The sequence below is a fragment of the Rhizobium sp. Root482 genome, assembly GCF_001426565.1.
Lineage (GTDB): Bacteria > Pseudomonadota > Alphaproteobacteria > Rhizobiales > Rhizobiaceae > Pararhizobium.
Map to the genome: position 1 here is coordinate 1 of NZ_LMFA01000014.1, position 26,884 is coordinate 26,884.

The following is a 26,884-nucleotide window of genomic DNA, read 5'->3' on the forward strand; positions in this document are numbered from 1 at the left end:
CAATAATCCGCCATTCGACATCCGAAAGATCACCACGAGCCAAAGCAGCCTCCTAAAAGACAGCGTTGAATCATGCTTCAGGTGATTTGCAAACCCACTTTGTCAACAGGACCTAGGTTTGACGAAGAGAATGTTACCTTTGTCGGTTGGCACCACATCCCAGCTCTCGGTATCGCCTAAGGCCACGGTCTCGAATGTCTCACCCTCGTCGAATATGATCATTGTCGAAATCCCGTATGTCGCAAACACGCGCACCACGTTGTTGCGCTGATAGACCACACTGGTGATCCTTGGGTCGAGCCCGCCGGATGCCGGCGTCTGAGCGGCACGCGCGTCTGATAACAAGCCGAGCGTCAGTGCGACCAGCATCGGGATAGATCGCATCATAAGGGCCCCCTTTCGGTTACGGTTTCCTGATCACGGCGATAATCATAGACCTGGAAGCCGAGGGGGTTTTCGAAACGCCACTCATTGGTGGCGGGCGTGTCCGTATATCGATAGCGAACAACGGCTATCCAGTGCCGGGCAATGGAGTCGGTTTCAGATTGCTCGACAGTGCTGAAACGCACAAATCCGGTGCTGGCATTTGGGAATGTCACCGAGGCGATTTCGGTCATCACCCGTGTGCTCCGCCCATATATTTTTGCCGGGTTCCTGGGGTTCGCAGCGCTATACAGGTCCTGCAGTTCGCGTGCGGCCTTGCCGGTCGATAGTAAGGCGGCTATGCCGAAATTCTCTTCGATGGCATAGGGATCGTACCCTTCGCGAGAGCGAATGTAACGAACGATATTTGCCTGGGTGATGGCCTTCTGCTCGGTCAGATTGGTGGGGCGCGTAAGACCGGATTTCACTTCGATATAGCCGGTGCTCTTGTCGACTTCGACGATGTAAGGCTCAAAGCTCTTCAATGGCACGAGCATGGCAAGGCTCGTGAGGCTCACCAAAGTGGTAGCGCCGAATATCGTCGTCACAAACCAGGCGAGTGTCCGGGATCGTTTCGCCTTCTTGATGATCTCCTGTTCCCAGATATCGCCGGTCTGATAATAGGTTCGTAGCCTTTCGTCATTCGTATTTTCCATTCCCGTCATGCCTTTCGAACGTCGTTACATTCGCGCCGCCTAGGCAGGCGCGCTGTGCTGGGAAATTTTCGTTTGCATCGCCGCCCTGGCGCGGGAATCGCCGTCACCCTCGCGGTTTCGCGGAGCCTTAAGGGCGCGGGCCGCTCTGTAAGTCGCCCGACCGCCGGAATTGGCGCCACGGGCAGTAGAGGTCGGCATTGTCACGCCAACCTTTCTTGCGAGCGTGGTTCCAAAGGATCCGACGCCAGCCGCTATGCCGCCGGCGATGCCCTGACCGATCGAGTGGATGTAGAGCATGACAAATGCGCCAGCCACGCAGAGCAGAAAGAACGCAGCGACGTCGGCGAGGGAAAGGGTTCTGGTGCCGCTGGCCGCATTGATTTTCGTAAGCTCGGGATCCATCGCGGCGATGAGGAACGACGCAACGACATAGATGAACAATGGGATGAGTGCGTAGGTCAGCACCTGATTGAACCAGCCGACGCCATAACCGCGTGTTCTTTCAAACAGCATGCAAGCGATGAAAATCGGCGCCGTTCCAACGAGAACCCACAGCATCACCTTGGCGAGAATGAGGATCGCCAGGGCGATGGCAATAAAAATGGCGGCGCCGACCAGAATGACAACTCCGACCATGCTTGGAAGAATGGAGAAATACCCGGATTGTTCGGCGAATATGGAGGCCGCCTCATTGGCCGTCTGCCAGATCTGCGACATTCCGTTCGTGGGCTCCGTAATGCCGGTCCCGGAAGCGGCCAGAATGGCGCGGCCGACGTCCTCCGGCGTGTCGTTGATCCATTGATAGAACAAGTTATTGAAATTCTCCCAAGAGCTGACCAGGGCCAGGACAACCATCATTCGCGCGGTGCGGCCGATGATCTCCGAGACACTGATCCGCGCGGTGCCGAGAAATAGCTGCACTCCATAATAGGCGACGTAGCAGACGAGCATGATCTGCAGGAGCGGAAGGATCTCCTGGCCGACGACGCCGTAAGCCTTTTGCGAAAACGCCGTTCCGGAATCCTCGACGCGCTGAAGAAGATCGCCTAAAAAGTCTTCCACGATCGCTCCTCGATTATCCCAGCCGCCGCAAAAGCGCTCGAGGGACCGTTCACCGCGTGCATTCTCCCACAGGCTCGACGTGGATCATCGGCATAGGCGGTAAGCGCCGTCGGGCGCTTGCAAGGGGCTGTCTTTTCCTTGACCGCTGCGCAACCCGTCAGAAGAGCCAGCATGAGCAATATGTCCATTCGAAAGAACGCCCCCATGAGGTCAGTCCTCATAGGTAAGCAGCTTTTTGCTGTTGGAAATGTCGGTGAGGCGACGCTGGTTCTCGGCTTGCAGCGACGACACCGCGCCGTTCATAACCCCGATCAATTCGTTGAGCGTCAGGCCGGACTGTACCTGCAGCTGGGTGTTCTGGTCGATCGAGCCCTTGATATCCCCGGCCTTGCCAATTTGCTGCCCCGCTGCTTCAAATGCACTGCGCCGGGTGACGGTCGCTTGCCGGGCGCCGCCGATCAGGGCCGACACGCCGAGCACGGTCTTGACCAGCTGCTGGTACGACTTGTCGCCGGAAAAGCTGCTGTTTGCCTCGCCCGAAAGGGATTTGACCAATTGGAGACTGTTGATGAATGTGGTGGCGAGCTTGGAAACATCACCGTTCAGATTGCCGAAATTGGGCACGCCGTTCTTCAACATGCCGTCAAGAGATGGTAGTGACGACACGCTAAATCCCTGGCCGATCGCCAGGTTCTTCAGAGGCTGTGCATTGCTGCTGCGATCGCCGGTCACGGCCTTCAAAGTATCCTCGACCGTCGTCAGGATGTTGTTGTTGGTCTCAAGGATCCTGTCGGTCGTGTCGGCCGTCTCCTTGGCGATCTCGTAGTTCTTCTTGTCGATGACCGGTACATCGGCAAGCGCTGCAGCGATTGGCAGGACGACAATTGCGGTGGTGATCAGAACAAGCTTCATGACAGGCTCCTTATTTTGGTCGCAGCAACAACTGCACCTTTGATGGATCTTCTCGTTTTTTGACACACGCCTTCTTCTCGGGATTCCACCCGAGGGAATGCGTCGGATCGCAGAACCGGGATGTTTCGCGGAGCTTGTCTTCACCGCCGTCACCCTGCATCGATCGCTGGGAACTGGAGAGACTGGAGGCTGCCACCGCATTGCGAGAATTCACAAGGTCGGCCATGGCCGTGCCCAATATGATGACGCTATTCATCATTTCCAGCCTGGCATTACGCGCGGTGGAGTTGTGATCCCAGCTGTCTTGAATGGTGCCGGTCGGGATAGCGGCCAGTTCTTGGTACCAGCTCCCGACATTGGCAAGACTGTCGGTGATCGCTGTCGTCGCGCCCATAGCCGTCAAGCTGCTGTCGCGCATGCCGGTATAGGCTGCCGTGCCAGCGCCGTAGTTGAGCGGAATAGCCGACTTGTCGGAACCGCCGAAGGCGGGCAGCCAGTCCCGGGTGATGTTTCGGACATAGGTCTGTGTTTCCTTGAATGGTGGAATGCCGCCATATTTGTCGACATTGGCAGGACCGGAATTGTAGGCGGCAAGCGCCAGGGTCACATTGCCGCGATAGCGCTGCAGTTGCTGCTTGTAGTAGCGGGCGCCGCCCTTGAGATTTTCCTCGATGTTATTCTCGTTCACGCCCAAGTCCGCGGCTGTCGCGGGCATCAGCTGAGCAAGGCCTGTGGCTCCGGCACCCGATTTGGCACAAGGATTGAACCGGCTCTCCTGATAGATAAGCGCCAGGAACTCGTTCTCGTCGACCCGCTCCTCACGGGCGACGCGGCGCACCAGACCTGAAATTGCCGAATTCTGCTCGGCGGCTCCAACCGGATCGTTTCGGCGTGACGGCCGGTACATCGAACATGTGACGGAGGTGTTGACCGTGTGACGGTCCTGGTCTGCCGCTTCTATGTCTCGCGTGGTTTCGCCGCGCGCCAAATCCTGCTCGAGCACGGTTTTATCCGTAACCGGCACATCTGCACGCACGCAGGTCGGCGCGACCAGGGTGGCGATTACAAGCGGCGAAAGGACAAACCGTGTCATGGCCATGCCTCCCACCCGCAAAACGGCGCAAGCCAGGCGGATGGATCGTCGCCCAGATCTTGCCGCAAGCGTGCGCACTCCTCGATGCTCTCCTTGCGTCCGGACAGCACCTTGATCATGTCCGGCATGGTGCTGAGATCGAGCCTCGCAATAACACTGTCGGTGCCGTGCTTGATGAGGAAGCTACGCTTTTCGGGTGGTGTCGTCCGGATGAAGTTGAATTCCTTCACGGTCAGACCAAAGCGTTTGATGTAGCTTTCCTCGTCTGCGCGCGGATTGGGAAAATGAATGTGGGTCGCGGATTGTTCGATCAAGGTGTGCGAGGAAGGAGCACGGGCAATATCGGCTGCCGACTGGGTTCCGAAACCGACGATGCCGTTCTGTTTCCGGATCGTCTTCATCTTGTCGACGATGAAATCGCTAAAGGTGCTATCGCGCAAAAGCCGCCAGCCCTCATCCATGAAAATCATCACCGGACTGCCATCGAGAAGCTCGTCCAGCCGATGGAAAATATACATCAGCGCCGGCGTGCGCAGCTCCTCGTCGTCAAGGATGCTCGTCATGTCAAACCCGAAGATGCGACCATGGGATAGGGAGAGCACATCGTGTGGCGCGTTAAAGAGCCAGGATTTTTCGCCTTCGATCCAGGGCCGCAGGCGTGCATTCAAATCGTTGGGACCGGCACGTGACCGGCCGATCAGGAGACCTGAGAGGTTTGCAAGGTTGCGCTGCGTCGCCGGCTCCTTCATCAGCCTCAGCAATGCGCGCTCGAGAACGTCTTCCTCTTCCTGGTCGAAATTGCCGTTCTCGCCACGACGAAGCATCGCCTTTAACAATCGCACGAGAAACGCCCGGTTCGGGCCTGAATTTTCCAGTTGTAGCGGATTGAAACCCGTTGATGTGCCCGGTGTCAGAACCTCGTAGCGACCGTCCATCGCGCGCATGAAGATCTCGCCGCCGCGGTCCTTGTCGAAGAATACCGCCTTTGGCGTCGGCTGAACCCGGAAGGCCTGGGCAAGCAGGAACGTGAGTGCAACAGTCTTGCCTGAGCCTGTCGGGCCGGTCACCAGAAAATGTCCGATGTCTCGACGATGAAAATTGAACCAGTATGGTGTCTGGCTGGTGGTTTCGAGGATCGTGACCGGCGTTCCCCAGTGAGCGCCGTCGGCCTGACCTGCAGCGAAATTATGCATCGAAGAGAGACCGGCATAGTTTGCACTGGAAAGCATCGCTGTTCGGGCGATGTAAGCGTGATTGCCAGGCAACTGCGCCCAGAAGCTCGCCTCGAGATTGAGATCTTCGCGCAACCAGTTGATGTTCATCTCGGTCAGACAGGCGCCGAGATCGGAGACAGCCTTGTTGATGCCATCCAGGTCGCGCGACAGGCAAAGCAAGGTCATATGGTGCAGACCAAACACCGCCTCCTGGTTCACGAGGCTATTGAGTGCGAAATCAATGTCGGTCTCGACATCGCTTCCGGCCTCGTCCGATGCAGCTATCTGGCGCCTCAGCCGCGAAATCCGCTCCTGCGCGATCGGTTTATCGGTGATGGTGAACGATTGCGTCAGGATGAATTCATGATTGACCTGTAGGAGACCATCCAGCATGCCAGGTCCCGTGAATGGCGGGTACTCCTTGATGGAAAGCATTGCGCCAAAGCGATCGTTGGCTTTCGTCGGCGCCTGAGCCTGCATGGTCCGCCTGGAGAAATGTAACCGCGATCGTCCGACGTAATTTGCGATGCTCATTCGCGGCAAGCGCATCCTGCGCGGAATGCCGCAGTTTAAAATCGTGGAAATGAATTCGCAGGGTTCTGAGTACGGCTCGTCCTGGCGGTAAGTCATGCCAAGCGGGCGAGCACCGTAGATCTGCAAGTCGCGGCAGATATTGCTGACAAGTTCTTCAAGCTCGCCCACGGTCTCCCGCAATTGATCGCCCGCACCTTCGCCCGTCCTATGGTCGAAAATCCGTCGTGCTTTATCGCCTGCCGCAAGAGCGCCCCTCATGCCGGCGCGCATCACGCTGAGGTAGATATCGTTGGTGAACATGCGCTTTTCGGCCAGCTGTGCCATATATCGACGATTGAGAAGATCACAGAACGGATCATCGAATCTCCCCGCGAGATCAGTGTCGACCTGCCTCCTGATCACGGTGGACCACAACGAAAAGCGACTGGATCCAAGCGCCCGGATCATCGTGTTCTGGACAAGGGATCGCATGTTGAGCGCGGCCTGATCCTCTGTCTGGAAGAACAGCCCGTTGAGGCGGATCACCGAGAGGAGGGCGCCACTGTCCAGCTTCACGACAGTGTCGGAGACGTGTCGCAGATAGGGGATATGCCTGGACATTGGACGCTCGCGGGCAAGAGCGGCTCCAAATCCAAGTTCTTCGCGAATGAGCTTCAGCATATCTGTCACAGCCCGTACGAGTTGGACCCCCAAAACGCCTTGTTCGGTGTTTTGGGGGTCATGCGCGTGATCACCTGCAACACGTCGAGGATCCGGCTGTCCCAGGTGCAAAGCGTGAAGAGAACGAGATAGACGGTCGGAGCGATGAGGAGAGCCCAGACCGAGTTTGTCGTAAGCCAACCGATGATCGTCATACCAATTGTCACAACGATCGCCATATAGGGAACACCCCACAAGGTCGGCGGGCGTGTCAGGCCGATGATCAGCGGTGTCATGGCTGGCTTGTCGTCTTTAAAATCAGCCATGCTCAGTTCCCCACGGTTGCCATGAGTTGATCGACAATAGCCGGCGCGCCGAACACAAGGCCGATCCCCAGCACGACCGCGCCTGCTGTAAACCAGCTCAGTCGCCCTGCAAACGCGAGGAAGCCGAGGCCGATAACGGCAATGATGGCGACCAGGCGTCCAAACGGACCGGTGATGAAATCGACGACAGCCTGGACGACCGTCTGGAGTGGCGCGAATGCCTGATTGGTGGCCTGCGCTACAGCAATGTCGGCTGTGATAAGCTGGGATGCGGTCACCAACGACGCAATGACCAGGGTCCGAATGACCCTGGACGGCAGGGGCGAAAGAAGGATGTTCATTTACGTCTCCTCACGTTCAAAAATGCATGACGCCGTTGACGAACCGGCTGCCCTTGGCACCGAACACGCCATTGGTCTCTTCATTGGACATTGAAGAATTGTCTTTGGACACCGTGGCGTGGGCTTTGGCCCCGACAGGCTGAGCGGGCAGACCCAGCTGATGGTTTATGACGGACGCCACATAGCGGATGGTCTCGCCATAAGCGGGAATGCCGCCATGATCGTAGATGGCTCTACTTCCGGCGTTATAGGCCGCTGCAGCCAGCAAGGGGTTCTGGAATTCATCAAGGAGCGCTTTCAGGCGGCGGACCCCGCCATCGATATTGGAGACAGGGTCGCAGACATCATCGACACCAAGCTGCAAAGCAGTTTCCGGCATGAGCTGCATCGGCCCGCGCGCGCCCTTGGGACTGTTTCGGGCGCGATCGAACCGGGTTTCGACCCAGGTGATCGCCTTGGCAAATCGTGGATCGACATCATAGGCCTCGGCCGTGCTGCCAACCAGTTTCTCGATCTCCGCAGGCGTCATCGGTGACGGTCCACACGCGGCTGCTGGTTCCTCCGACCCGGCAAAAATTGAATATGATGTGTTCATTTCCTTTACCCCTTCATGGGCCATGATATCTGCGGACTTCGTTTGATGTGCAGTTGTCGGGGCGACAGGAAATGATACATCGTTGTTCAATTCTTCTGCATGAGACGATGTTTCGATCTTGCCGGAGCGGTTGAGCGAAAAATCATCGACTGACATCGAGGATTGGCTACCGGCCAGCCACGGTCCCGCCGTGTGAGTTGGCGAAACTACTCGGGAAAATCTAGTATTATCAAAGCAGTAGGCGCTCTTTGCCAAGAAGGAAAATCCAAGCGATGCGCTCAAGATCATTGTCTTCGCCAGACTCATGCCAGCCTCCGAATCCGCTTCTTTAATGATAAAGCGCTTCGCACCGCGAAATTTTTTCCGCTATGCTCCGTGAAACTTCTTTTAAATTGTTACTGACTGTGTTCATGTGTATAACGAAAATCACGGGTCGGAAACCCCTAAAAATGAAAAAAGGAGACTGAGGGGATGATAACATCATTGGTAACAAGGATTGCCGGCCGTCGGGCAGGCTTGGCTCTTCCAGCCATTCTGTGTGCCGCCCAGGCATGGGCTGGTGGCGCCGTCGATGCGGCCTATGTCAAATCGTTGGCAGCCCCCGGAAAGGCCGTTCTTGTTGTGGAGTACTACGATTCAGACGGAAACGTCGTGGATCGGAAGGGCTTCGCGTCGCCAAACGGGTTCCGTTCGAAGTCCCCGGTCGATATCGAGGTCGACGCCTCTCTTGACCTGCACCTTTATGGGCTGGAACCCTGCCGGGGTGAGATGGTCAATCGGAGGGAGGGTTACGCGGGTCACTGCGGTGACTATGCCCGCGAGCAACTCGAAATCTTGCTGGGATCGGCCAAGGTCATCTTTTGTCGCGCATTCCTGACCGAACAAAACGCGCGTCAGCAAGATGCGACCTGCTTTGGATATTACTATTACCCGGGCTCCCTCGACGCGGTTGATAATATCGAGGAGCGGCTTGTTTCGCTTGGAGCCCTTAGGCTGTCGAAGAGAACGGATGGCACCTTGAAGCGGCCGGACCTCGCGGAGGCTGAAAGAATAGGAAGAAATGGCTTCGGAATGTGGGCCGACGCCAGGATCAAAGTCCAGTGAGGGGGCAAGCGCGGGGTCGCGCGGTCTCGCCATGGCCGGCTTCAAGACGGCATCCGTCTGTTATCCCAGACTTGCGAAACGGAACCGTTTTTTCGGACGCGAGACGCCACCGACTGTATGGGAAATGCACTCCTCTTCCACGGCGCGGCCTTAAAGGGAAATGCCTCTGCCTCGAACGACCAAGAACCATGAACGATTACAGGGTCGCCCACAACACGGGCAGCGCGTCAAGATACGGATCGTCTGCACCCGCTTGGCCGGGGAAAAACCAGCTGCCCTCCACTCGTGTTCGACGCGCCCGGCGCGGACAACGTGATTTTGCCATGAGCATGACAACCGGGGTCATGGCTTCCATGGACCTGAAAGTCGAATGCCCCTCCATGCTCCCTATGAAACCTTGGTCAGGGAGGGACGAGGCCAGATAGAGGCTGCGGCTCATTGATGCGCTATCGGCGATCTGTCCGCCCGTGGCGCGAAGAAATAAAGGGATTCCCTCATGACTTGGAAGTCACTCTTCGCTGTTTCGGCGTTGCTCATTCCTTTGGCCCAGGGCGAAGCGGCCGATCTAACCGGCGACGTCGTGGTGAAATTGACGCCCGCCCCGAGGATCGTAAGCGGGCGGGTTGCCGTCATCGACGGACGCACATTGTGGTTTGCCAGTCGCCGCATGCTTGTGACGCTCAGGCAAATCGACAGCTGTGATCTCCCGCAATGGGCTTTTGATCCGCGAGTGGCGGATAAAGAAAATGCTTTATACCCAGTGCCTTGTGGCAGTTTTGCGAAAGCCTGGTTGAAGCGTACCATTGGCGACCGAGTGGTAAGATGTACGCTTGCAGCACAAGATTCCATGACTGCTGCGACGGGCACCTGCAAAGTCGCCGGTCGCGATCTCGCCTACGAAATGCTGCGCGTTGGATGGGCAAGGCTCGCCACACCATTGCCGCGCGACAATCGGTATTTTGAAGCCCAGAGCCATGCCGTCGCGGCCCGTTACGGCATGTGGGCAACTTATGTGCTCGACATGTCCGAATGGCGCCGCAAGGCCATCGACAAGACTTTGGGGCGCCGGCCGATAGCTGACCTCAATCTTCTTTCCGAGCGCCGAAGCGAGGTCTCTCCGCCGTTTGCGGACGCTCGACGTCAACCGTCGCGTCGTGACCGGTAGTTCCTTCTTCAGCCAATAACAATGCAGGGTGATCGCCGTGAAATACATCTTCCTATTCGTGTTCTCAGTTCTTTTCCCTCATTGCATGGCAGGGACTGCGAAAGCCGGTGAATGGGGCTGTGAGGTTCTGCTTTGTGCCGCATCCGCCAATCCGTCCTGGCACAGTGTCGAGAGCTGCCATCCGCCTATGGAAAAGCTGATATCGGCGATGAAGAGCCCGGGATTTTCCTGGCCCACCTGCCCGGAAGGTGGGGCCGGCGAGCCCGGCTATGAGAAATACGCCGAGTGCCCGCCCGGGTGGAATCCGGCCAACGCAAGAGCACCGCAGGATCGGATACGGCCGCAAGAGCCGTCACAATGCGCGCGCACAGTGAAGAGATGCAAAAGCAGATACAGTCATTTTGGGAATTTAGGCGGACGTCGCCGTGAGACGACGAAAGATGGCGTCACACGGATTTTCTCCGGGAACAACTCCTGCATTTATCGAGAATACAAACGGCGCCCCTTGCGCACCGATCCCTATTATTTCGATATCCGCGATGACGCTACGGGGGAGCACGACCGCTACTGGTTCAGTCTGCAACCGTGACGGGTTGGCTCCGATAGAGCATTGCTCTTCGCACCAGCTAGTCTGTGGAAGTGCGTAGCCATCCAACTACATGATAATGTATGACGGGTGGATTGCCGCTTGGATGAATGAGTATGACGACGAAACTGAATAATCACATAGCCGAGTTGGGTCTGGTAAAGACGTCAGATCCCGAAAACGAGAAACCTCTCTACCGACGGGAGGGCCTCGACGGGACCTCAACGTTCGAAGATCTCGATACAAAAATCGGTGAGGCGCTAAGGGCTTGTCGCCAGGACAAAAATCTCAGCAGGGCTGACCTTGCAACGCTCGTCGGGTTGAGCGAGCAAGTTTACGGCCGATATGAGCGCAACTCCTCCAAGATGCACGTCAGCAGGCTGATTCACTTAAGTGAAGTTCTTGGGGTCTCACCGCTTACAATGCTGTTCTCCGCTGCTCCACACTTGTGGGGTACGACGCAGGAAGAAGCGGAGACGCGATTTCGTATGATCAAGTTTTTGGAGGATCTTCCCTTCGAGACAATGTCATCGATCGTCACGCTTCTTGAAACGGTCTCTGTTCTTCAAAATGGAGCTACTAAGCCTACCGAATGACGATTTCGGTTCACCGAAAGTCATTGACGGATTCAAGAATGCTCGCCATCGTTTCAGCGTCGAAGGAGCTTTTCGTGCGTGCCAGGAAATGAACCAAATACATTAACTTGATCGATGCGCCACCGGCTGAAGCTGGTCGGTAATTGATGATTTTCTCGCGGATCATTTCTTCCTCGGCGACGACCTGCGTGAGACTACCGTAGCCTGGAATACTGTTGGTGTTTTGCTGTCGGAGAATTCCCACCAGACCGACAATTCTCGCATGATGTGTCGTTAGCCGGAGCAGTTCCTCGCACGAACAGCTTCCCGACGGATCATCCTTGTTCAAGTTATGAGCCACGCATTGCACCTCGCTCTCTGGCCCCTTATCGCTTAGACGGTCGTCTGGCGAAACTCTTCCTTCATCCGACTGATGGCTGCGGCCAACTCCGTGATCTGACGCTCAGTATGCGAGGCGGTTAAGCAGATCCGTAAACCCGCTTCCCCGCGCGGCACAGTCGGAAAGAAAATTGCCGAGGTGTAAAAACCCAGCTGAAGCAGTTCCCTTGCTGCTGCGACTGAAAGTAGCTCGTCACCCAATCGGATCGTTCGAATAGGAAGTTCCTTGGTCATGACGTGCGATGGCAGAAGTCGATCCAGTAGTTCAAGATTTCGCCTGAGCGCGCCTTGCCGATCGACCAGTTCCTTTGTCCGGTGGATGCGCGCCGACGCCTTGGCCGCCCCAATCGCTGCTGTGTTCATGGACGCCGAGAACGCATGAGCGATTGCGAACCGTCTGAACAGGAGTTCCTGGGCGGCGCTTCCAAGCATCAGAATACCACCGGATGCACCAAAACCCTTGCCAAGCGATGCGGCGACGATAGTACGCTCTCCAATTTCGTTGAACACGGACCGGGCAAAGCCCGCGCCATTCTCCCCGAGAATGGAAATTCCGTGCGCATCATCGATGTAGAGGAATAAACCGTATTTTTGTTGAAGCATCCGCAGTTCGGCGATCGGAGCGCCTCCGCCCATCGAATAGGCACCATCACAAACATAGGCAACGGTCTTGTGAGAGCGGCATAGTGCCTCAAGCGCCGTAAGGTCATTGTGACGGATTGTTTCCACCCCCGTTTCCGCCGCGACGGCCGCCTTGTGATGTGCAAGTGTCGCATGGGCAAGGCGGTCGAAAACGACAAGCGGCTTGTGACCTCCCGTCAGATGCCCTGAGGCAAGCAGCGGCAAAGCACTCATGTTTGCAGCCAGCACCGTCGTGAATGTCAGCACGCGCGCGCGAAACAAGTCGGAAAGATTGTCTTCGAGCTCTCCGAGTATGCCGAAATTGAGGCGGGTTCGCGCACAGGACCAATGCAAGGTACCGGAATCCTGGACTGCTTTTATTGCGCCAGCAACGATGTCGGGGTGATTATCGAGACCGAGATAGGAGCACCGGACGAAATCCACCACCTTCGGACCATCAGGACCCAACTGTACGTTGCGGGCGCTAAGCGGCGTCGCGTAGATCGCCATAATGCCTTGATAGTGGGCCGCCTCGAAGTTCGGCGCCGCCGCATTTATCATGGCAGCGGTGTTGCGAAAGTGGGTTGGCCCGCCGCCTGTTGATGATCCGGGTATCACCGCCATAACACTCTCCTTGGCTATCCATGCTAGAGAAGGCCATGGGAGAATAAGAATGACAACGAAGCTTCCGTGAAGGAAAATTCAAGAATAATCAAACGGTACGGGTCTAGCGGTTATCCTCGGCGAGATCCGCCACATATCCATTTGACCGGATCGTACGGATGACAGGCCGTCCAATGATCTTCTCCAGCACGCGGCGAAGTTTTGCAATATGAACATCGACGGTGCGCGCATTGACGTGATGTTTGGCCGGCCAGGCCATATCGATCAGATCGTCGCGTGAAAGCACGCGCCCAGGGATTTCGAGTAACGGCTTTAACAACCGGAACTCGATCGGACTGAGTTGCGCGCTGCTCGCGTTGCATCTGACAAGCCTGGTTTGCTCATCCACTTCCAAATCCCCAAAACGAAGGACCGGGCGAAGCGATGTCGGGGATAGGCCGGAGTTGGAGCTGGAAGGTGAAATAGCCCGCAGGTAGGAGAGTATTCTTTCTGGCGAAACGGGCCGCACAAAGCCCTCATCGATGCCCGCCTTTAAAAGGCGAAGGTAGTTTTGCTCGTGGCGCGCTCGAATCAGCGCAAGGAGAGGCAAACGCGCGGTCGATACGTTTGCCTTCAACGCATCGCAGAACGCCGTGACCTCATCGATATCGTCGCTGGTATCGACCAGAACAGCGATAATGGCTGGTAACTCAAATCCTGAAATGGTGGCAAGATCCTCAGCCAACGCGGTTCTGTACCCCGCAGCTGCGAGAATGTGGCTCATGAGCATGTAAAAATCTGGATCCTTGGAATGAATCAGTACGAGGTCGGTCATAGAGATGATCCTTTTCAAGCGTGGCGATCGAACCGACTAATTGGGCTGGATGCCGATAAACCAGTCGGGTAGATCGCCCGTGTGCCTGTGGCACTAGCGCACCCACTCGTTCCAGCGCTTTAGTAGCAGCGGGGCGTTCGCGTTGATCCAGGTCGCATCAGGGATGATCACACTGTCTTTGATCTCTTCCGTGGTAGGCATCGACTCGCGCGCCTGGTCCGACATCAGCGCGATCGCCTGCGTACTCGGCGGCGTGCAGGAAAGAATGTCGCAAGCCTTCGCCTGGACGACGGGATTGTCGAGCCAAAACTCCACGAGCTTCAGCGCATTTTCCCGGTTGGGCGCGCCCTTGATGAGGGCAATCCTGTCCCCAACCAGAAATGACGCCTTGTAGGACCAGCCGATCGGCAATCCTTCATTTTTCATAGCTCTCGCCCTCGTCAGCCAGATCTGGCCGACGTCATACTCCCCGTTGCGGAAGCCTTGCACGCTCTGATCACCCGTCTTCCACCAAAGTGTGACGTCGCCACGGATTTCATCGAGCTTGCAGAATGCTCGATCCACATCAAGCGGGAAAAGCTCGTCTTTCTTCACGCCGTCGGCCAACAGGGCTGCGGCGAGGACGCGCCAGGGATCGTCAAAGTTGGGAAATGCCCTGCCGCCGGGGAATTTAACCGTATCCCACATATCCGCCCATGTTGCGGGCGTCTCTTGCTGCTCGTCCTTTTCTCTATAGACCAGCAGTGTTGCAGTTGATTGCAGGAGCGCTCCTCCGGCCTGGCATGCGTTGCTGACGAGATCCGTCTTTGTCGAAAAGCGTTCGCAGAACGCAGTGAGGTCTTCGGTGACCTCGCGATGCGCGTCCGATGCCGCCTGGATTTCTCCCTCGAGATAAAGGTCCCAACTGACATTGTTCGACTTGACCATCGCTGCGGCCTTGGCGCGCATTTCGGCATTTGTTGCCGAAACGATAGTGACCGCTATGCCCGTTTCCTTTGTGAAGGGATCGAACCAAGCCTCCTTCAGGGCGCGGTCATAGGCGCCGCCGGTTGAGGCGATGACGATCTGATCCTGAGCCGCCGCTAAACGTGCGGGCATGAACAGGGCGGCGACAACAATAAGGCATGCCAGATTGCATGCGTGGGTTATCTGTCTCGATATCATAGGTGTTCTCCTGCAGGGTTTTTGGGGTTTCCGGATTTCGAAAGAAGCTGGACGAAGCCGATTAGGAAAAGCGACGAAAGGACGATCACGGTGGATGCCGCTGCGATGACGGGCGTCAGGTTGAAGTCGATATCTTCGAACATCTTTCTGCCGATGGACTTGCCCCCGACGTCCGAAATGAAGAAGGCGACGGTTGCCTCGTCGAACGAGGCAAGGAAGGAGAAGACGGCGCCCGAAGCGACGCCAGGCGCAATGTTGGGCAATGTAACGTGGGAAAATGTTTGCGTCCGGTTGGCGCCGCAGTTCAGTGCTGCAAGCTCAAGCGCCGGATCAAGTCGCTGTAGTGCTGCCGTGACAGTGATCACCACGAAGGGCACGCCCAAAACGGTGTGGCCGATCAGAAAACCGATGAATGTTCCCGTCAGGTGCAATGGCGAGAATACAAGATAGAGAGCGACGCCGAGAACGATGTGGGGAACGATCATGGGACCGAGTGACAGCGCGTGCAGCGCTCCCTTTAAAGGCATGTCACCCCGCACAACAGCAAGTGACGTCATCGTGCCGACCACGGTCGCCGTTACCGATGTTGCAACGGCTATGCGTAGGCTGAACCAAGTGGCTGCCATCCAGTCAGGGTCAACAAAATACGCCACATACCACTTCAACGTGATGCCTTGCGGTGGGAACTGAAGATATGAGGTGGTGCTGAGCGACATGGGAATGATGATCAATGTCGGCAGAACCAGGAAAAACAGGATGAGAGCAATAAGCACTCCCGCCAACAGGGTCAGGATGACCTGTTTTGCCGGTCGGCCTCGAGATCGATGGATGGCCGCAGGAACGAGGGCTGGTGCCCTCGCGTTGATGTTTCGGTCAATGAACACTTTGAAATCCTTTGCTGAGCGAAAGGGCCCTGCGAAACAGGAAAACGATGATAAGAGTGAACGTTAGGAGGATGGTGGACAGCGCTGCTGCGAACGGCCAATCCAGCAAAACGGTCGTCTGCTGGCCTATCAGCGTCGCCATCAACATGGAGCCTGGCCCCCCGATCAACGCCGGGGTGATATAGAAGCCCAGCGCGAGAACGAAGCAGAGAATACCTCCGGCGAAAACACCTGGGAGACTGAGGGGAAGTGTAATCAGCATGAACGTTCGAGCACGATCCGCGCCGAGATTGGCGGCGGCCCTAGCGAAATCCGGTGGGAGCGTTCTCAGCGTCGCGTAGATCGGTAGAATTGCGAAAGGCAACAGGATATGGGTCATCCCCAGGATGACGGCGCCTTGCGTATAAAGTAGTTTCAGCGGCTGCTCCGTTAACCCCGCACCTTGCAGACTATCGTTGATGATGCCGTTTCGCTGCAAGAGGACAATCCACGCATACGATCTTATAAGGACCGAGGTCCAAAGGGGCACGAAAACGCAGGCAGCTGTGATAATGGCCGCTTTTCCCTTAAATCGCGTCATCGCGAATGCAACCGGATACCCAAGTACAAGACAAAAGACTGTGACCGCGGCCGCGGTCATCGCCGTCGTCGTCAGGACGCTGAGATAAAGAGGTTCCCCCCAGAGTCTGAGATAGCTCTCGGAGCCACTGGCAAAGCTGAGCGCCACGAGTTTGGAAACCGGGTAGAGAAAGCCAACTGCGAATGTCGCAAGCAGAGGCAGCGTCAGCAGCCACGAGGTAAGCGGTGCGTATCGACTTGCGTTGCGAGGACGAATAACAGTCACGAGCGCGCGTCGTGAGGATGGCTCGATGTTCATGGCCCCGTCCTTTCGGCAGGCCCGAAAACTCTCAGTGCATCAGGAGCAAACGTTAAGGCGACATCAGAGCCCCGTTCGGGAGGAGACAGAAGATCGGACGGCATGTCGGCTCGAAGCAGAAGGTGTGGAGGGGCATGTAGGCGCACAAGCGCAGTTCTTGACGCTCCCGCAAACACGACGGTTTCGATCGTGCCGGTCAAGCTTTGGGAGGTGCGGTCGCCATGCGGTGCAATCGAAATGTGTTCAGGTCTCGCCGCGATCCTGACATCCGACCCTTGCTCGTGCTCACGGATCGACCCACCATTCGACGCGCGCACTTTCACCAGCGTATCGCCCACCTTTACGGCAATCAGGGATTGATCCTTGCTGGAGACCGTGCCTGGGATGAAATTGATAGAGCCGACGAAATCCGCGACGAAAGCGTTGTCTGGATTGGCATAAAGCTCGTTCGGAGTCCCGACCTGTTCCAGGCGACCCTTGTGCATGACCGCCACGCGGTCCGACATGGTGAGGGCTTCTTCCTGGTCGTGTGTGACATAGATCACAGTTGCGCCGATCCGCTCTTGCAAGCGCTTTATTTCGAACTGCATCGCTTCGCGGAGTTTCTTGTCAAGCGCACCCAGCGGTTCGTCCATGAGAATGACGGGAGGATCAAAAACGAGCGCACGCGCGACCGCAACGCGTTGTTGCTGCCCGCCAGAGAGTTGATGGGGATAGCGATGCTGTAGCGAGCCCAACTGGACAAGATCCAGCATCGCATCGATGCGCTTGCTTGTATCCCCGTGCTTGGTAAGGCCCCGCATTTTCAGCGGGAATTCGATGTTCTTGCGCACTGTCATATGGGGGAACAGTGCGTATTTCTGGAACACCATGCCGATGTTGCGGCGGTTCGGCGCAAGGACGGTCACGTCCTGATCGCCGACAATGATCGAGCCGGCGGTGGGCGTCTCGAACCCTGCAATCAGCGTGAGGAGTGTGGTTTTCCCTGAGCCCGATGGCCCCACAATCGAAACGAACTCGCCCGCGCCGATTTCAAGATCCACCTCACGTACCGCCCAAACCGCGCCGTATGTCTTTTGGACGTGGCGTAGCGTCAGTCTTTTTCCAATCAAAACATTCCCTCCTTGTCTGCTCGCACACCTCCTCGGTGCGCTTTTGCGAGTTAGCTGACGTCATTCGCAGCGCGATGTTCCGGCAGGGTGATGACTTCGGCTGCACAACTCGCTACGTTTTGGTGCGCCAAAACTTTGCGAAACCTTTGCATTCGTATTTTTGTTGCATCATAAAATTAACATGTCAACACGTTTAAGGTGAATAATGAGCGAGACGCCAGTGGCGGACGGACGACATCGCCAAGCTCCTAGCCTAGGGGATGCGGCCTATAGCGAGTTGAAGGAGCGGCTAAGCCGCGGGGTTTACAGGCCCGGCGACAAGTTGACGGTGCGGTCTGTCGCAGAAACTTTGGGCGTGAGTTCCACACCAGCGCGTGACGCGATCAATCGGCTCGCTGCAGACAGCGCAGTTGTTTATGCCGGACCGAAGACGGTGCTCATTCCTGTGCTGGGAGAGGCCGATCTGCGCGAAGTCACGCTCATTCGAATTGCTTTGGAGGGGCTGGCCGCCCAGCACTCGGTGCAATCGTGTACGCAACAACACATTGATAAACTTTGGGTAATTCAAAGAAACATCAACGCAGCGCTTGAAAATGGTGACTATGGCCAGGCGCTTTGGCAGAACAAGGAGTTTCATTTTCTGGTCTATCGGTTGTCGCGCCTGCCTCATCTGGTGTCGATGATCGAGTCTCAATGGCTCAGGGTCGGTCCCTCCTTTTACGGACTTTATCCGGAATTCGCCGAGGCCAAATACGGGGTACGAAATCACGAGATGGTGATCGAGGCGCTTATCGACCAAGATGGCGGTGCATTGCGCGCAGCATTCGAGAATGATATCCGCGACGGGTACCGCCGGTTACGCCAGGCACTTCGCGAACGCGCTACGACTGGTTGAATATTTTATCATTCGCCCTTGACGATCTGATTTTTTGTTGCAACAAAATATGAAGCCTGCATGAAGGCTCAGCATCCGTTGCACAAAAAGGTCAGCAAATGTCTACAGCAATGACAGCCGGCGCCGCGGGGCGTGCGTACGCACGCTCCGCCGCTCTCCATCGTCGCGGTCGTGTCGTCTTCCCGGGCGGTATAACCCGTTCAACGATCGATACCGATCCCCACCCCATTTATGTTTCGCGAGGGGAGGGTGCCTATGTCATCGACGAGGACAACAACCGCCTTCTCGATCTAAACAACAACTTTACGACACTCATGCATGGCCACGCCTTTGCGCCGGTGATCGGTGCAGTAACCGATCTTTTGCGAAAGGGAACCTGTTTCGCAAACCCCACGCATCACGAGATCGCGCTTGCCGAGCTACTGGTTTCGCGGATACCGGCGATCGAACAAGTCCGGTTCGTGAACTCCGGCACAGAGGCCGTGATGTTTGCGATCAAGGCGGCGCGCGCCTTTACAGGCCGGCAAGCCATCGCGCGGTTCGCGGGATCCTACCATGGTTCGTATGATTGGGCCGAGACAGGGCAATCCGGTGCAGTCCAGACGGCTGGCGACGAGCGCCGGGTGGCGCGCGCTGCTTATCACGGAGCGCCTCCCACGACAGCCGACGCAGTCGTTGTTCTGGATTTTAACGACGTTGATGGTTTGGAAATCGGTCTTGCGCCTCGTGCCGAACGGTTAGCCGCGATTCTCATCGATCCCATGCCAAGCAGGGCCGGGCTTCTTGCACCATTGCCGCAATTCATCGAGCGGCTGAACGCTCTGGCCAGCCGGCATGGGATCCTCATCATCGCCGACGAAGTATTGAACCTGCGGCAGGGATATAATGGCTCGTCGTCACGCTACGGGCTCGAACCCGATCTCGTGACTGCCGGAAAAATTATCGGCGGCGGCTTTCCAATCGGGGCTGTCGGAGGGCGTTCAGATGTCATGTCGGTATTCGGCTCCGACGTGAAGGCCCCCCTTGTTCCGCAAGGCGGCACATTCTCTGCCAACCCGGTGTCGATGCTTGCCGGGCGTATGGCCATGGAAGCCATGACGCCGGATGAATTCGCCCGGCTTGAGCGACTGGGTGACAGATTGCGGGCGCAACTTACCGCGACAGCGGCGAAACACGCGGCACCCTTTTCGATTGCTGGAGCTGCATCTCTCTTCCGCATCCATGCAAAGCGTTCCGTTCCCGGTACCTATGCGAATGCGATCATGACGACTGAAGAGGCGACACGCATGCGCAGCCTCAGCCGCTACTTCCGGGACGAAGGCGTGCTTTTGCCCTGTGGCGCGGCGGCATGCCTTTCGACCCCTATGACCGAAATGGACACCGACAAAGTGTCAGCAGCGTTTGACAGATTTCTGACTGCCTGCGGTGACCAAACCTGGGAGAGACAGGCATGAATATCACTTCCTTCGACGAAACGGTCGCCGATCGCGTCGCCCTTTCCCTGCTGCGCCACGAGGTGGAATTCCTTTTTGCACAAAGCTTGCCTTCTGCTGTCGTCCTTGCTGCGGAGGCACAGGGTATCAGGCAAATCTCTTACCGTCAGGAGAACATGGGCGGTGCGATGGCTGACGGATATGCCCGACTGTCCGGTAAGGTCGGCGTCGTTTGCGCGCAGAACGGGCCGGCTGCGACCCTCCTCGTGCCACCCCTTGCCGAAGCCCTGAAGGCAAGCATTCCCGTTGTCGCGCTGGTTCAAGAGGTCGAGCGCGATCAGACCGACAGGAATGCCTTCCAAGAGATTGACCATATAGCCCTTTTCCAGTCGTGCACGAAATGGGTCCGTCGTGTGCAGACAGAGGATCGTATAGAAGACTATATCGACGCTGCCTTTACCGCCGCAGCGTCCGGGCGTCCGGGGCCGGTCGCGCTCCTGCTGCCTGCAGATCTCCTTCGCGCGCAGTTCAAGCCGGCCGGTACCGAGCGCCGCGCAAATCTCGGACGCTATCCCCTCGACCGCACACGACCGGCAGACGATATGATCGAGCAAGCGGCCATGTGGATCGCCGCCGCGCAAAGACCTGTCGTGCTCGCTGGTGGGGGCGTTCATGGGGCAGGCGCCTCGTCCGAGCTCGCGCATCTGCAGGAATTGGCAAGTCTGCCGGTTTGCACCACGAATATGGGCAAGGGCGCTGTCGATGAACACCATCCGCTATCGCTCGGCGTCCTTGGCTCGCTGACAGGTCCGCGTTCTCTAGGCGCCGAAACGCGCCATTTTCTGGAGGAGGCGGATCTCATCATTCTCATCGGGACACGCACCAACCAGAATGGGACTGACAACTGGCGTCAAATCTCGAACTCAGCGCGCGTGATCCATATAGATGTCGATCCGACAGAGATCGGGCGTAATTTCGAAGCGCTGCGCCTCGTTGGCGATGCGCGTGAATGCCTGAAAACGCTTAACAGGGGTCTCGAAAACCAGGATCTCAGCCAGCGGCGCGCAGCCCGAACGGCTCTGGAGGGTCGGATCGGGCGATGCTGGATGAATTTCGAACAGACGCGTCATCCATTTGCGCTGTCAGACCAGTCACCGATCAGGCCAGAAAGAGTCATGCGCGAGCTGCAGCCATGGCTCAAGGACGAGTTGACGGTCGTCGCCGATGCGAGCTACTCCTCGATGTGGGTTGTCGGGCAATTGAGGGCAGAGAGGCCGGGAACACGCTTTATCACTCCGCGCGGACTTGCCGGGCTCGGATGGGGGGTGCCGCTTGCGATCGGCGCGAAGCTCGCGCAGCCGAATACGCCTGTCGTCGCTTTGGTCGGCGATGGCGGATTTGCCCATAGCTGGGCGGAACTCGAGACAATGATGCGGCTCAAGATTCCGGTCACCACGATCGTCCTCAACAATGGTATCCTGGGCTTCCAGCGAGATGCCGAGACAGTCAAGTTCGGTCGCTACACCTCGGCCTGCCATTTCGCGCCCGTCGATCACGCTCAGATCGCAGCGGCATGCGGCTGCAGATCAGCGCGCGTGGATGATCCTGCTGATCTGGCCCATCATATCCGGACAGGCATCGAGTCAGATGAGCCCTACCTGATCGAGGTGATGACGGACCCGGAGGCCCATCCGCCGCTATCGCTCTTTGCCGCAAAGGACCAGGCGGCCTGATGTTGGATGCTTCGCAACGCATTGCTGTGGTAACGGGCGGCAGCTCCGGGATTGGACTTGCCGCCGTCAACCACCTTCTTCACGCAGGCTTCAGGGTGGCATTTTTCGGGCAGAATGCAGGTCATGTGGAAGAAGCCGCAGCGAGACTTGGCCGAGAATTCGACGCCAGCCGGGTCCTTGCCCGATGCGTCGATCTCGAGTCGCCGCCGCAGATCGCCGACTTCTTTGTAGAGGTCCAGGATCACTGGCGCGTCCCTGACACGTTGATCTGCAGTGCCGGCATTTCCCCGAAGGGTCCTGACGGTGCGATACCATTCGCCGGGGTCACGCTCGAGGAATGGAACAGGGTGCTCTCTGTAAACCTCACCGGGACCATGCTTTGCTGCCAGGCCGTTGTCCCGGCCATGGCGGCACAGCGTTTCGGGCGCGTTATCCTCATCGGCTCCATTGCAGGAAGGGCACTTCCGAAGGTGGCCGGAACGGCCTACGTGGTCTCAAAGGCCGCACTGTCAGGTCTGTCGCGGTCACTGGTTGCGACGTGCGCCGGGACTGGCGTGACCGTCAACATCGTCGCACCGGGCCGAATTGTGACGCAGATGGCCGGGGCTCCCGACAGTGCGATAAATCGGGCGGCCCTCACTCGAATTCCTGTCGGACGTCTTGGCGACCCGACAGACATTGCCAGCACGATCGGGTTTCTCGCCTCCAGTGATGCCGGCTTCATCAACGGTGCGATCATCGATGTAAACGGAGGGGAGTTCGCTCCCCATTAAGAACTGGAGCCGATCATGCCAAAAATTCTGGTTTGCGTAGGGGACGCACAACTTTTCTTGCTGCTTCGTCACCTTCTGGCAAATGAAGGTTTCGATGCCCAACTGGTCACGCGGCCGTGTGAAGTCGAAGCAAGCTGCCGACGAAATCCAGCGGCGGCCGCCATGATCGACTGGACCGAGGGGCCGTTCGATCGAATAGCTCTTCTGGCAGCCGTGAAGTCCCTCGCTCCCTCTAGCGCCGTCATCCTTCTCTCGAAACACAGAAACGCGCTGGATGCTTCGACGCCCACTTGTGACCTGCTGCTGGACCGTCCTTTCGTCCCTGGTATTCTGTTTCATTTCCTCCGACAATTGCGCTACCGGCATATCTCCGCCGACTATGATGGCGACGCAAATGACGTGCTTCGATTTGCCGACCTCACATTGAATCTCGCAACAGTGAAGGTTTATAAAGCCGGCAATGAAGTAAGCTTGACTGCGTTGCAGTTCCGCCTATTGCGCCGCCTCATGCAGCGGCCTTCGACAGTTTGTCAACGCGACGAACTTATTGAAAGCTGCTGGCCGCCGCATGTTGAGGTCGAGCCGCGAACCGTCGACATCCATATCGGGCACATCCGCCGCGCGCTCGGCGGCCTTGGTCCGGAGCTCATCCGCACCGTGCGCGGCAATGGCTACGCCCTTGAAATGCCCTATAGCAACAAGGCGTTGAAGCCATTTAATTCCTGAGCCGTCGAAATATACCGGCAAGACGACGAAATTCCGCCTCTTCTCCGTCGAACCAGGCATCGAGACCGCAGACGGCGACCGCTGTCGCTGCCTGAATGCCACAGAGTGCGTGGATCTGCTCAATGATAACATCATCGGCGGAATTGCCTTGATCCACTGGTTCAAGAACTTTCGGCTGGGTCCCCATGGACCGGGATGGTTTTCGCGACAAAACAGTCTCCCCGCGTCCGGCACAGGAAGTGAGTTCGAATGATCGCCGGACGTTGCTGCACGCTTGTCGCCACATGAAAATGGAGCTCGTGCCGTCCCGGGCGAAAGGGTCGTCGCAAATGCAATTCTATATCACCGACCCGTTCGATGCAACCGCGAACGCGCTGCACGAATTGCGAAAGCGCGGGCAGATTTTCCGCTTATCTGCTACAAGCCTGGGCCCAACAGACTTCCGCACGACGGATTTGCAAACGCGCGCGTGCCAAGGAGGCCCAATTCCTGCTCGCTGGCTGATGGTAACGCTCGCAGAAGTTCTTTGCCGCCAAACGCGGAGTCATCGTCCACTCGCCTTGATCCATGAAACCTGTGCGGCTAAAGGCACTCCGCAATTATGAGGGCAGAAAGGTTTGAATGGGTAAAGCGGCCGCCTTTGTGAAAATTCTACGAAAAGATCTTAGCAAACCCTTCGTTGATTCGACCGTCGCCTTCCGGCACTGTCTCTGTTGTCGTAGACCGGCACAATGGTTCGAATCAGGACCGAAGAGGGTTTTAGCCGATGAAGACAAGTCTCGAACATTTGCCGCCGGTCAAGCAGCACGAGCTTACCCGCGTGGTCGAGATCATTCTTGAAGAATTTGAGGATGCGCTGAAAGGCGCGTCTTCAGAGTTTAAGAAGCGCGGCAGGATCCTGAAAATTATCCTTTTCGGCTCCTATGCCCGCGGCACTTTCGTCGATGAGCCTCACACCAACAAGGGCTACCGCTCCGACTTCGACATACTTGTCGTCGTAAACAATCGGAAATTTGCGGATTTTTCGACCTATTGGCAGAAGGCAGCCGAACGGTTGATGCGGTGCAGCCAGATCGGCGCGCCTGTCGGTTTGATTGTGCATTCTCTTAGAGAGGTGAATGCAGAGTTGAAACGAGGACGAGCTTTTTTTGTGGACATCCGCCGAGATGGTTTAGCGCTTTACGAACTTGACAATGATCCGCTGGCAGAGCCGGGACAGGTCAGCGTCGAAGAGGCGCGGCGGCTGGCGTCGGGGTATCTTTCAGATCGGTTACCTCACGCGAAGGTCTTCCTGAAGACAGCCCTATTCTGCCTCGATCAGGGGGATAAGAAGGAAGCGGCCTTCCTGCTTCATCAAGCCATCGAGCAAGCTTACTCGACGGTGTTGTTGGTCCTCACTAACTATAGTCCGCCCTCCCACAACACTCGGTTCCTGCGAGGGCTTGCGGAGGCTGAGAGCGGAAAGCTTATTGATGTTTGGCCCCGCAACAACCAGCGACAAATTTCGTGGTTTAATATTCTCAATGAGGCATACGTCAAAGCGCGGTACTCGCCACATTTTGAGATTTCGGAAGAGGCATTGCGGTGGCTCAGTGACCAAACGGAAACGCTTATAAAAAGGGTAGAAGAGATCTGTGCTGAGTATCTGAATACCTTCGTTGCGCCCTGACCTGTGCCCGGTCAATTGCGGCTTACGATATGTTGAAGGATCAATTCGCGAGGTCCCGCTACTCCCCTTTATCGTTTTCGAAGACGCGTCGCATGCGAACCGGAACCCGAGTTAACAGGTAGATCCGAACTGATGGGTCGTCAAACGGTTTGTCGGTAACTAAGGGACGACGAATTTCAAAGCGCGAACGTGTAGCTTCTTACAAGCCGGTCGGACCAATGTTGCGGTGACGGCACGCAGGCCTAGTCATATTGGCTAATCCGCTTCTCCAGGAGCGAAATCTCGGTGTTGATAGGTTGCGGAAACCGCGCGTTTAAAAATTCCCATATCAGCTGGTCGCGTGAATCAACAAGATTGTCGCTAAGATCGGAGTCATTGATGCAGAAAACTTTCATACCTTTCGCCTGCCTTGCGGCGATTTTCCCGATAATTCCTTTCCATTGGGTGTCAAAATAGCCCGCGGAAATATCGGCGGAATGCCCTCTCCCGGTTAAGTAAGCATAATACTGGAATAGATATGGGCCGGCGATATCGGAGTGAGATCTGAATCGGTGCGAACGCGAGATTGCCAATTCTTCGGAAAATTCGTTGCACGCCTCCTTGCAGATACCGACCCTCATCGCATGAGGCGCATGCAAGAATTTCTGTTTGCAAGATATGCCGAATTTCTTTTCAAGCAGCGAGCCGGTAGTCTTGTGCGCCGCGACAGTAGCCCGGTCAGTGGAGCGAACGGGCCTCGCGTCATAGTACCGTGATGAAAAAAAGAGAGCAATCGAGCCGCCAATCGAAAAGAAATCGCTGGGCGCCGTCGGCGCAGAGAAGAAAAAATCATCGTTCAAATAAAGAAAGTGTTCGGCGAGTCCTTCAATCCGATGCAAAACGGTTTCGATGCTATTTGAATTAAAGGTCGGAAGCACTGACGGGTCGGGATACAGGGCCGAATGTGGCACGATCTGAATGCGCTCGTTCTGCACCAACCACATGGGAACCTGCCCATTCGTGACAATAAAAATTTTTCGGATCCACGGCGCGTACATATCAACGGACCGGATTGAGAACCGAAGCTCATCCCTGGAATGCCAGCGTGCCATGTTGGTCGAGGAAGTAACATTCCGGTAGCGTTCAATTTCATGCGCCACGGCTTCGAAATTGCTCTTCCAAATGTCGTCCGTTGAATCGACCCACGTATACACAAGGTCTATCGGGAATGGCCACTGCGACCTGATTTCCGCGACCTCGGCTACAGTCGCAATTTCCATTTCATCAGTCGCGACAATACGCGATCCCAGACCGCTGCGCGGAATAATCACCTCATTTTTGCGGACCTCGACAAATTCAAGCGTGACACCTCGGTGGGGCAAATACTGCAGGCCTCGCCTGCAGTGAGGCTTTGCGGTTACTCGAAGTATAGTGGCCGAAGGCGGATTTTCAAATTCCTCGGGATTGAATTCATAAATGTTCGGAGACGATTCTTCCGTTTGTAGCTTCAAAGAGATGCCTGCGCCAGCGGCGTTCCTTCTAAGTAATGAGGTGAAGGCCGGGCCCATTGCTTGATTACAACCGAGCCGCAGCCCGCGTTGCGCGGGCAGTTGCCATATCGTGATGCCATGAGAGCGAGCCTCCCTCAGCAGGAACGCCGCGATCCGCATGTCTTCCAGGCTATTGTCCAGAGATCGGCACGCGGCACATTCTCGGCGGTCTCTCTTCGCAGTGAACACCGATCCTGCCTGGACGAGAACTTCAACAACGTACTTACAAAATTGGCAAAATGTCCGCAGGAAGTCTTCACAGTTCTCTTTGAGCAGCCTCAATAACCCCTCCGTGGCGCTGAAACACATCTAGTTAGTCAATAACGCTGAAGCCATAACACCGAGCCGTAAACAATGACAGATTGAGAGGAGGGGAAATTTAACCGGACATCGATCGCCGAGTTGT

General features: G+C 56.6%; 26 protein-coding genes and 1 pseudogene. 10 read left to right on the forward strand and 17 right to left on the reverse strand.

The window, feature by feature from the left end:
- Window positions 1–114 precede the first annotated feature (114 nt).
- From ASD31_RS11650 to ASD31_RS25455, 9 genes and pseudogenes are all read right to left on the reverse strand, one after another.
- A pseudogene (locus ASD31_RS11650) lies at window positions 115–384 on the reverse strand (TrbG/VirB9 family P-type conjugative transfer protein); the annotation flags it as partial.
- On the reverse strand, window positions 384–1,079 hold the full coding sequence (locus tag ASD31_RS11655; protein ID WP_056333371.1) for a virB8 family protein: 696 nt from the start codon (window positions 1,077–1,079) through the stop codon (window positions 384–386). The pseudogene ASD31_RS11650 and the gene ASD31_RS11655, both read right to left, overlap by 1 nt.
- Window positions 1,080–1,118: 39 nt before the next feature.
- The gene (locus tag ASD31_RS11660) at window positions 1,119–2,141 is read right to left on the reverse strand and encodes a type IV secretion system protein (RefSeq protein ID WP_056333374.1); all 1,023 of its coding nucleotides are present in this window, start codon (window positions 2,139–2,141) and stop codon (window positions 1,119–1,121) included.
- Window positions 2,142–2,351: 210 nt separating this feature from the next.
- Complete coding sequence (locus ASD31_RS11670) at window positions 2,352–3,053, reverse strand: type IV secretion system protein (RefSeq protein WP_056333387.1); 702 nt, start codon at window positions 3,051–3,053, stop codon at window positions 2,352–2,354.
- A gap of 10 nt (window positions 3,054–3,063) precedes the next feature.
- Window positions 3,064–4,146 carry a lytic transglycosylase domain-containing protein gene (locus ASD31_RS11675; protein WP_156392617.1) on the reverse strand — a complete coding sequence of 361 codons (1,083 nt, stop codon included), beginning with the start codon at window positions 4,144–4,146 and terminating at the stop codon, window positions 3,064–3,066.
- Window positions 4,143–6,554: a VirB4 family type IV secretion/conjugal transfer ATPase gene (locus ASD31_RS11680; RefSeq protein ID WP_056333390.1), complete on the reverse strand. Its 2,412-nt coding sequence runs from the start codon at window positions 6,552–6,554 to the stop codon at window positions 4,143–4,145. The genes ASD31_RS11675 and ASD31_RS11680 overlap by 4 nt, the downstream gene beginning before the upstream one ends.
- 5 nt (window positions 6,555–6,559) lie before the next feature.
- Entirely contained in the window at window positions 6,560–6,859 is a 300-nt protein-coding gene (locus tag ASD31_RS11685) for a type IV secretion system protein VirB3 (protein WP_082520535.1), read from the reverse strand.
- Window positions 6,860–6,861: 2 nt separating this feature from the next.
- Complete coding sequence (locus tag ASD31_RS11690) at window positions 6,862–7,200, reverse strand: TrbC/VirB2 family protein (protein WP_056333393.1); 339 nt, start codon at window positions 7,198–7,200, stop codon at window positions 6,862–6,864.
- 16 nt (window positions 7,201–7,216) lie between these two features.
- Window positions 7,217–8,101: a lytic transglycosylase domain-containing protein gene (locus ASD31_RS25455; protein WP_082520536.1), complete on the reverse strand. Its 885-nt coding sequence runs from the start codon at window positions 8,099–8,101 to the stop codon at window positions 7,217–7,219.
- 165 nt (window positions 8,102–8,266) lie between these two features.
- Here ASD31_RS25455 and ASD31_RS11700 point away from each other — a divergent pair, with 165 nt between their 5' ends.
- From ASD31_RS11700 to ASD31_RS11715, 4 genes are all read left to right on the forward strand, one after another.
- A complete protein-coding gene (locus ASD31_RS11700) occupies window positions 8,267–8,899 on the forward strand; it encodes a hypothetical protein (protein WP_244483827.1) in 633 nt (210 codons plus the stop codon).
- Window positions 8,900–9,395: 496 nt separating this feature from the next.
- Window positions 9,396–10,064 (forward strand): thermonuclease family protein, encoded by a 669-nt coding sequence (locus tag ASD31_RS11710; protein ID WP_156392618.1) that lies wholly within the window; start codon window positions 9,396–9,398, stop codon window positions 10,062–10,064.
- Window positions 10,065–10,101: 37 nt separating this feature from the next.
- Entirely contained in the window at window positions 10,102–10,653 is a 552-nt protein-coding gene (locus tag ASD31_RS25460; RefSeq protein WP_244483828.1) for a hypothetical protein, read from the forward strand.
- A 113-nt stretch (window positions 10,654–10,766) separates the two neighbouring features.
- Entirely contained in the window at window positions 10,767–11,246 is a 480-nt protein-coding gene (locus ASD31_RS11715; protein ID WP_056333400.1) for a helix-turn-helix domain-containing protein, read from the forward strand.
- A gap of 10 nt (window positions 11,247–11,256) precedes the next feature.
- On the opposite strand, the gene ASD31_RS25940 is transcribed toward ASD31_RS11715, so the two are convergent.
- From ASD31_RS25940 to ASD31_RS11745, 7 genes are all read right to left on the reverse strand, one after another.
- Window positions 11,257–11,574: a hypothetical protein gene (locus ASD31_RS25940; protein WP_156392619.1), complete on the reverse strand. Its 318-nt coding sequence runs from the start codon at window positions 11,572–11,574 to the stop codon at window positions 11,257–11,259.
- 44 nt (window positions 11,575–11,618) lie between these two features.
- Complete coding sequence (locus ASD31_RS11720; protein WP_056333403.1) at window positions 11,619–12,869, reverse strand: aminotransferase class I/II-fold pyridoxal phosphate-dependent enzyme; 1,251 nt, start codon at window positions 12,867–12,869, stop codon at window positions 11,619–11,621.
- 103 nt (window positions 12,870–12,972) lie between these two features.
- On the reverse strand, window positions 12,973–13,683 hold the full coding sequence (locus ASD31_RS11725; protein WP_056333407.1) for a winged helix-turn-helix transcriptional regulator: 711 nt from the start codon (window positions 13,681–13,683) through the stop codon (window positions 12,973–12,975).
- Window positions 13,684–13,776: 93 nt separating this feature from the next.
- Window positions 13,777–14,781: an extracellular solute-binding protein gene (locus tag ASD31_RS11730; RefSeq protein ID WP_244483829.1), complete on the reverse strand. Its 1,005-nt coding sequence runs from the start codon at window positions 14,779–14,781 to the stop codon at window positions 13,777–13,779.
- A gap of 62 nt (window positions 14,782–14,843) precedes the next feature.
- Entirely contained in the window at window positions 14,844–15,731 is an 888-nt protein-coding gene (locus tag ASD31_RS11735) for an ABC transporter permease (protein WP_082520537.1), read from the reverse strand.
- Window positions 15,721–16,608, reverse strand: a complete 888-nt coding sequence (locus ASD31_RS11740; RefSeq protein WP_056333413.1) for an ABC transporter permease — start codon at window positions 16,606–16,608, stop codon at window positions 15,721–15,723. The genes ASD31_RS11735 and ASD31_RS11740 overlap by 11 nt, the downstream gene beginning before the upstream one ends.
- Window positions 16,605–17,720 (reverse strand): ABC transporter ATP-binding protein, encoded by a 1,116-nt coding sequence (locus tag ASD31_RS11745; protein WP_056333416.1) that lies wholly within the window; start codon window positions 17,718–17,720, stop codon window positions 16,605–16,607. Before ASD31_RS11745 ends, ASD31_RS11740 begins: the two co-directional genes overlap by 4 nt.
- A 205-nt stretch (window positions 17,721–17,925) precedes the next feature.
- Here ASD31_RS11745 and ASD31_RS11750 point away from each other — a divergent pair, with 205 nt between their 5' ends.
- The 6 genes from ASD31_RS11750 (at window position 17,926) to ASD31_RS11780 (ending at window position 24,949) form a co-directional block, all read left to right on the forward strand.
- Window positions 17,926–18,615 (forward strand): GntR family transcriptional regulator, encoded by a 690-nt coding sequence (locus tag ASD31_RS11750; RefSeq protein ID WP_056333419.1) that lies wholly within the window; start codon window positions 17,926–17,928, stop codon window positions 18,613–18,615.
- Window positions 18,616–18,713: 98 nt separating this feature from the next.
- Entirely contained in the window at window positions 18,714–20,069 is a 1,356-nt protein-coding gene (locus ASD31_RS11755; RefSeq protein WP_056333422.1) for an aspartate aminotransferase family protein, read from the forward strand.
- Window positions 20,066–21,781, forward strand: a complete 1,716-nt coding sequence (locus tag ASD31_RS11760; RefSeq protein WP_056333427.1) for an acetolactate synthase catalytic subunit — start codon at window positions 20,066–20,068, stop codon at window positions 21,779–21,781. The genes ASD31_RS11755 and ASD31_RS11760 overlap by 4 nt, the downstream gene beginning before the upstream one ends.
- Window positions 21,781–22,554: a 3-oxoacyl-ACP reductase FabG gene (fabG, locus tag ASD31_RS11765; RefSeq protein ID WP_056333428.1), complete on the forward strand. Its 774-nt coding sequence runs from the start codon at window positions 21,781–21,783 to the stop codon at window positions 22,552–22,554. Before ASD31_RS11760 ends, fabG begins: the two co-directional genes overlap by 1 nt.
- Window positions 22,555–22,569: 15 nt before the next feature.
- On the forward strand, window positions 22,570–23,280 hold the full coding sequence (locus ASD31_RS11770; protein ID WP_082520538.1) for a winged-helix domain-containing protein: 711 nt from the start codon (window positions 22,570–22,572) through the stop codon (window positions 23,278–23,280).
- A 766-nt stretch (window positions 23,281–24,046) separates the two neighbouring features.
- The gene (locus ASD31_RS11780) at window positions 24,047–24,949 is read left to right on the forward strand and encodes a nucleotidyltransferase and HEPN domain-containing protein (RefSeq protein WP_056333437.1); all 903 of its coding nucleotides are present in this window, start codon (window positions 24,047–24,049) and stop codon (window positions 24,947–24,949) included.
- Window positions 24,950–25,191: 242 nt separating this feature from the next.
- Here ASD31_RS11780 and ASD31_RS11785 read toward each other — a convergent pair whose 3' ends face one another.
- Window positions 25,192–26,760: a stealth conserved region 3 domain-containing protein gene (locus tag ASD31_RS11785; protein WP_162251154.1), complete on the reverse strand. Its 1,569-nt coding sequence runs from the start codon at window positions 26,758–26,760 to the stop codon at window positions 25,192–25,194.
- Window positions 26,761–26,884: the final 124 nt, after the last annotated feature.

What these genes read in the sequence shown, in the direction of transcription:
- ASD31_RS11670 (WP_056333387.1), bottom strand. Translation starts at nt 3,053, where the DNA reads ATGAAGCTTGTTCTGATCACCACCGCAATTGTCGTCCTGCCAATCGCT.
- ASD31_RS11750 (WP_056333419.1), top strand. Translation starts at nt 17,926, where the DNA reads ATGAGCGAGACGCCAGTGGCGGACGGACGACATCGCCAAGCTCCTAGC.
- ASD31_RS11740 (WP_056333413.1), bottom strand. Translation starts at nt 16,608, where the DNA reads ATGAACATCGAGCCATCCTCACGACGCGCGCTCGTGACTGTTATTCGT.
- ASD31_RS11755 (WP_056333422.1), top strand. Translation starts at nt 18,714, where the DNA reads ATGTCTACAGCAATGACAGCCGGCGCCGCGGGGCGTGCGTACGCACGC.
- ASD31_RS11725 (WP_056333407.1), bottom strand. Translation starts at nt 13,683, where the DNA reads ATGACCGACCTCGTACTGATTCATTCCAAGGATCCAGATTTTTACATG.
- ASD31_RS11710 (WP_156392618.1), top strand. Translation starts at nt 9,396, where the DNA reads ATGACTTGGAAGTCACTCTTCGCTGTTTCGGCGTTGCTCATTCCTTTG.
- ASD31_RS11685 (WP_082520535.1), bottom strand. Translation starts at nt 6,859, where the DNA reads ATGGCTGATTTTAAAGACGACAAGCCAGCCATGACACCGCTGATCATC.
- ASD31_RS11655 (WP_056333371.1), bottom strand. Translation starts at nt 1,079, where the DNA reads ATGGAAAATACGAATGACGAAAGGCTACGAACCTATTATCAGACCGGC.
- ASD31_RS11715 (WP_056333400.1), top strand. Translation starts at nt 10,767, where the DNA reads ATGACGACGAAACTGAATAATCACATAGCCGAGTTGGGTCTGGTAAAG.
- ASD31_RS11730 (WP_244483829.1), bottom strand. Translation starts at nt 14,781, where the DNA reads ATGCCCGCACGTTTAGCGGCGGCTCAGGATCAGATCGTCATCGCCTCA.
- ASD31_RS11760 (WP_056333427.1), top strand. Translation starts at nt 20,066, where the DNA reads ATGAATATCACTTCCTTCGACGAAACGGTCGCCGATCGCGTCGCCCTT.
- ASD31_RS11780 (WP_056333437.1), top strand. Translation starts at nt 24,047, where the DNA reads ATGAAGACAAGTCTCGAACATTTGCCGCCGGTCAAGCAGCACGAGCTT.
- ASD31_RS11700 (WP_244483827.1), top strand. Translation starts at nt 8,267, where the DNA reads ATGATAACATCATTGGTAACAAGGATTGCCGGCCGTCGGGCAGGCTTG.
- ASD31_RS25455 (WP_082520536.1), bottom strand. Translation starts at nt 8,101, where the DNA reads ATGAGTCTGGCGAAGACAATGATCTTGAGCGCATCGCTTGGATTTTCC.
- ASD31_RS11690 (WP_056333393.1), bottom strand. Translation starts at nt 7,200, where the DNA reads ATGAACATCCTTCTTTCGCCCCTGCCGTCCAGGGTCATTCGGACCCTG.
- ASD31_RS11770 (WP_082520538.1), top strand. Translation starts at nt 22,570, where the DNA reads ATGCCAAAAATTCTGGTTTGCGTAGGGGACGCACAACTTTTCTTGCTG.
- ASD31_RS11720 (WP_056333403.1), bottom strand. Translation starts at nt 12,869, where the DNA reads ATGGCGGTGATACCCGGATCATCAACAGGCGGCGGGCCAACCCACTTT.
- ASD31_RS11680 (WP_056333390.1), bottom strand. Translation starts at nt 6,554, where the DNA reads ATGCTGAAGCTCATTCGCGAAGAACTTGGATTTGGAGCCGCTCTTGCC.
- ASD31_RS11675 (WP_156392617.1), bottom strand. Translation starts at nt 4,146, where the DNA reads ATGACACGGTTTGTCCTTTCGCCGCTTGTAATCGCCACCCTGGTCGCG.
- fabG (WP_056333428.1), top strand. Translation starts at nt 21,781, where the DNA reads ATGTTGGATGCTTCGCAACGCATTGCTGTGGTAACGGGCGGCAGCTCC.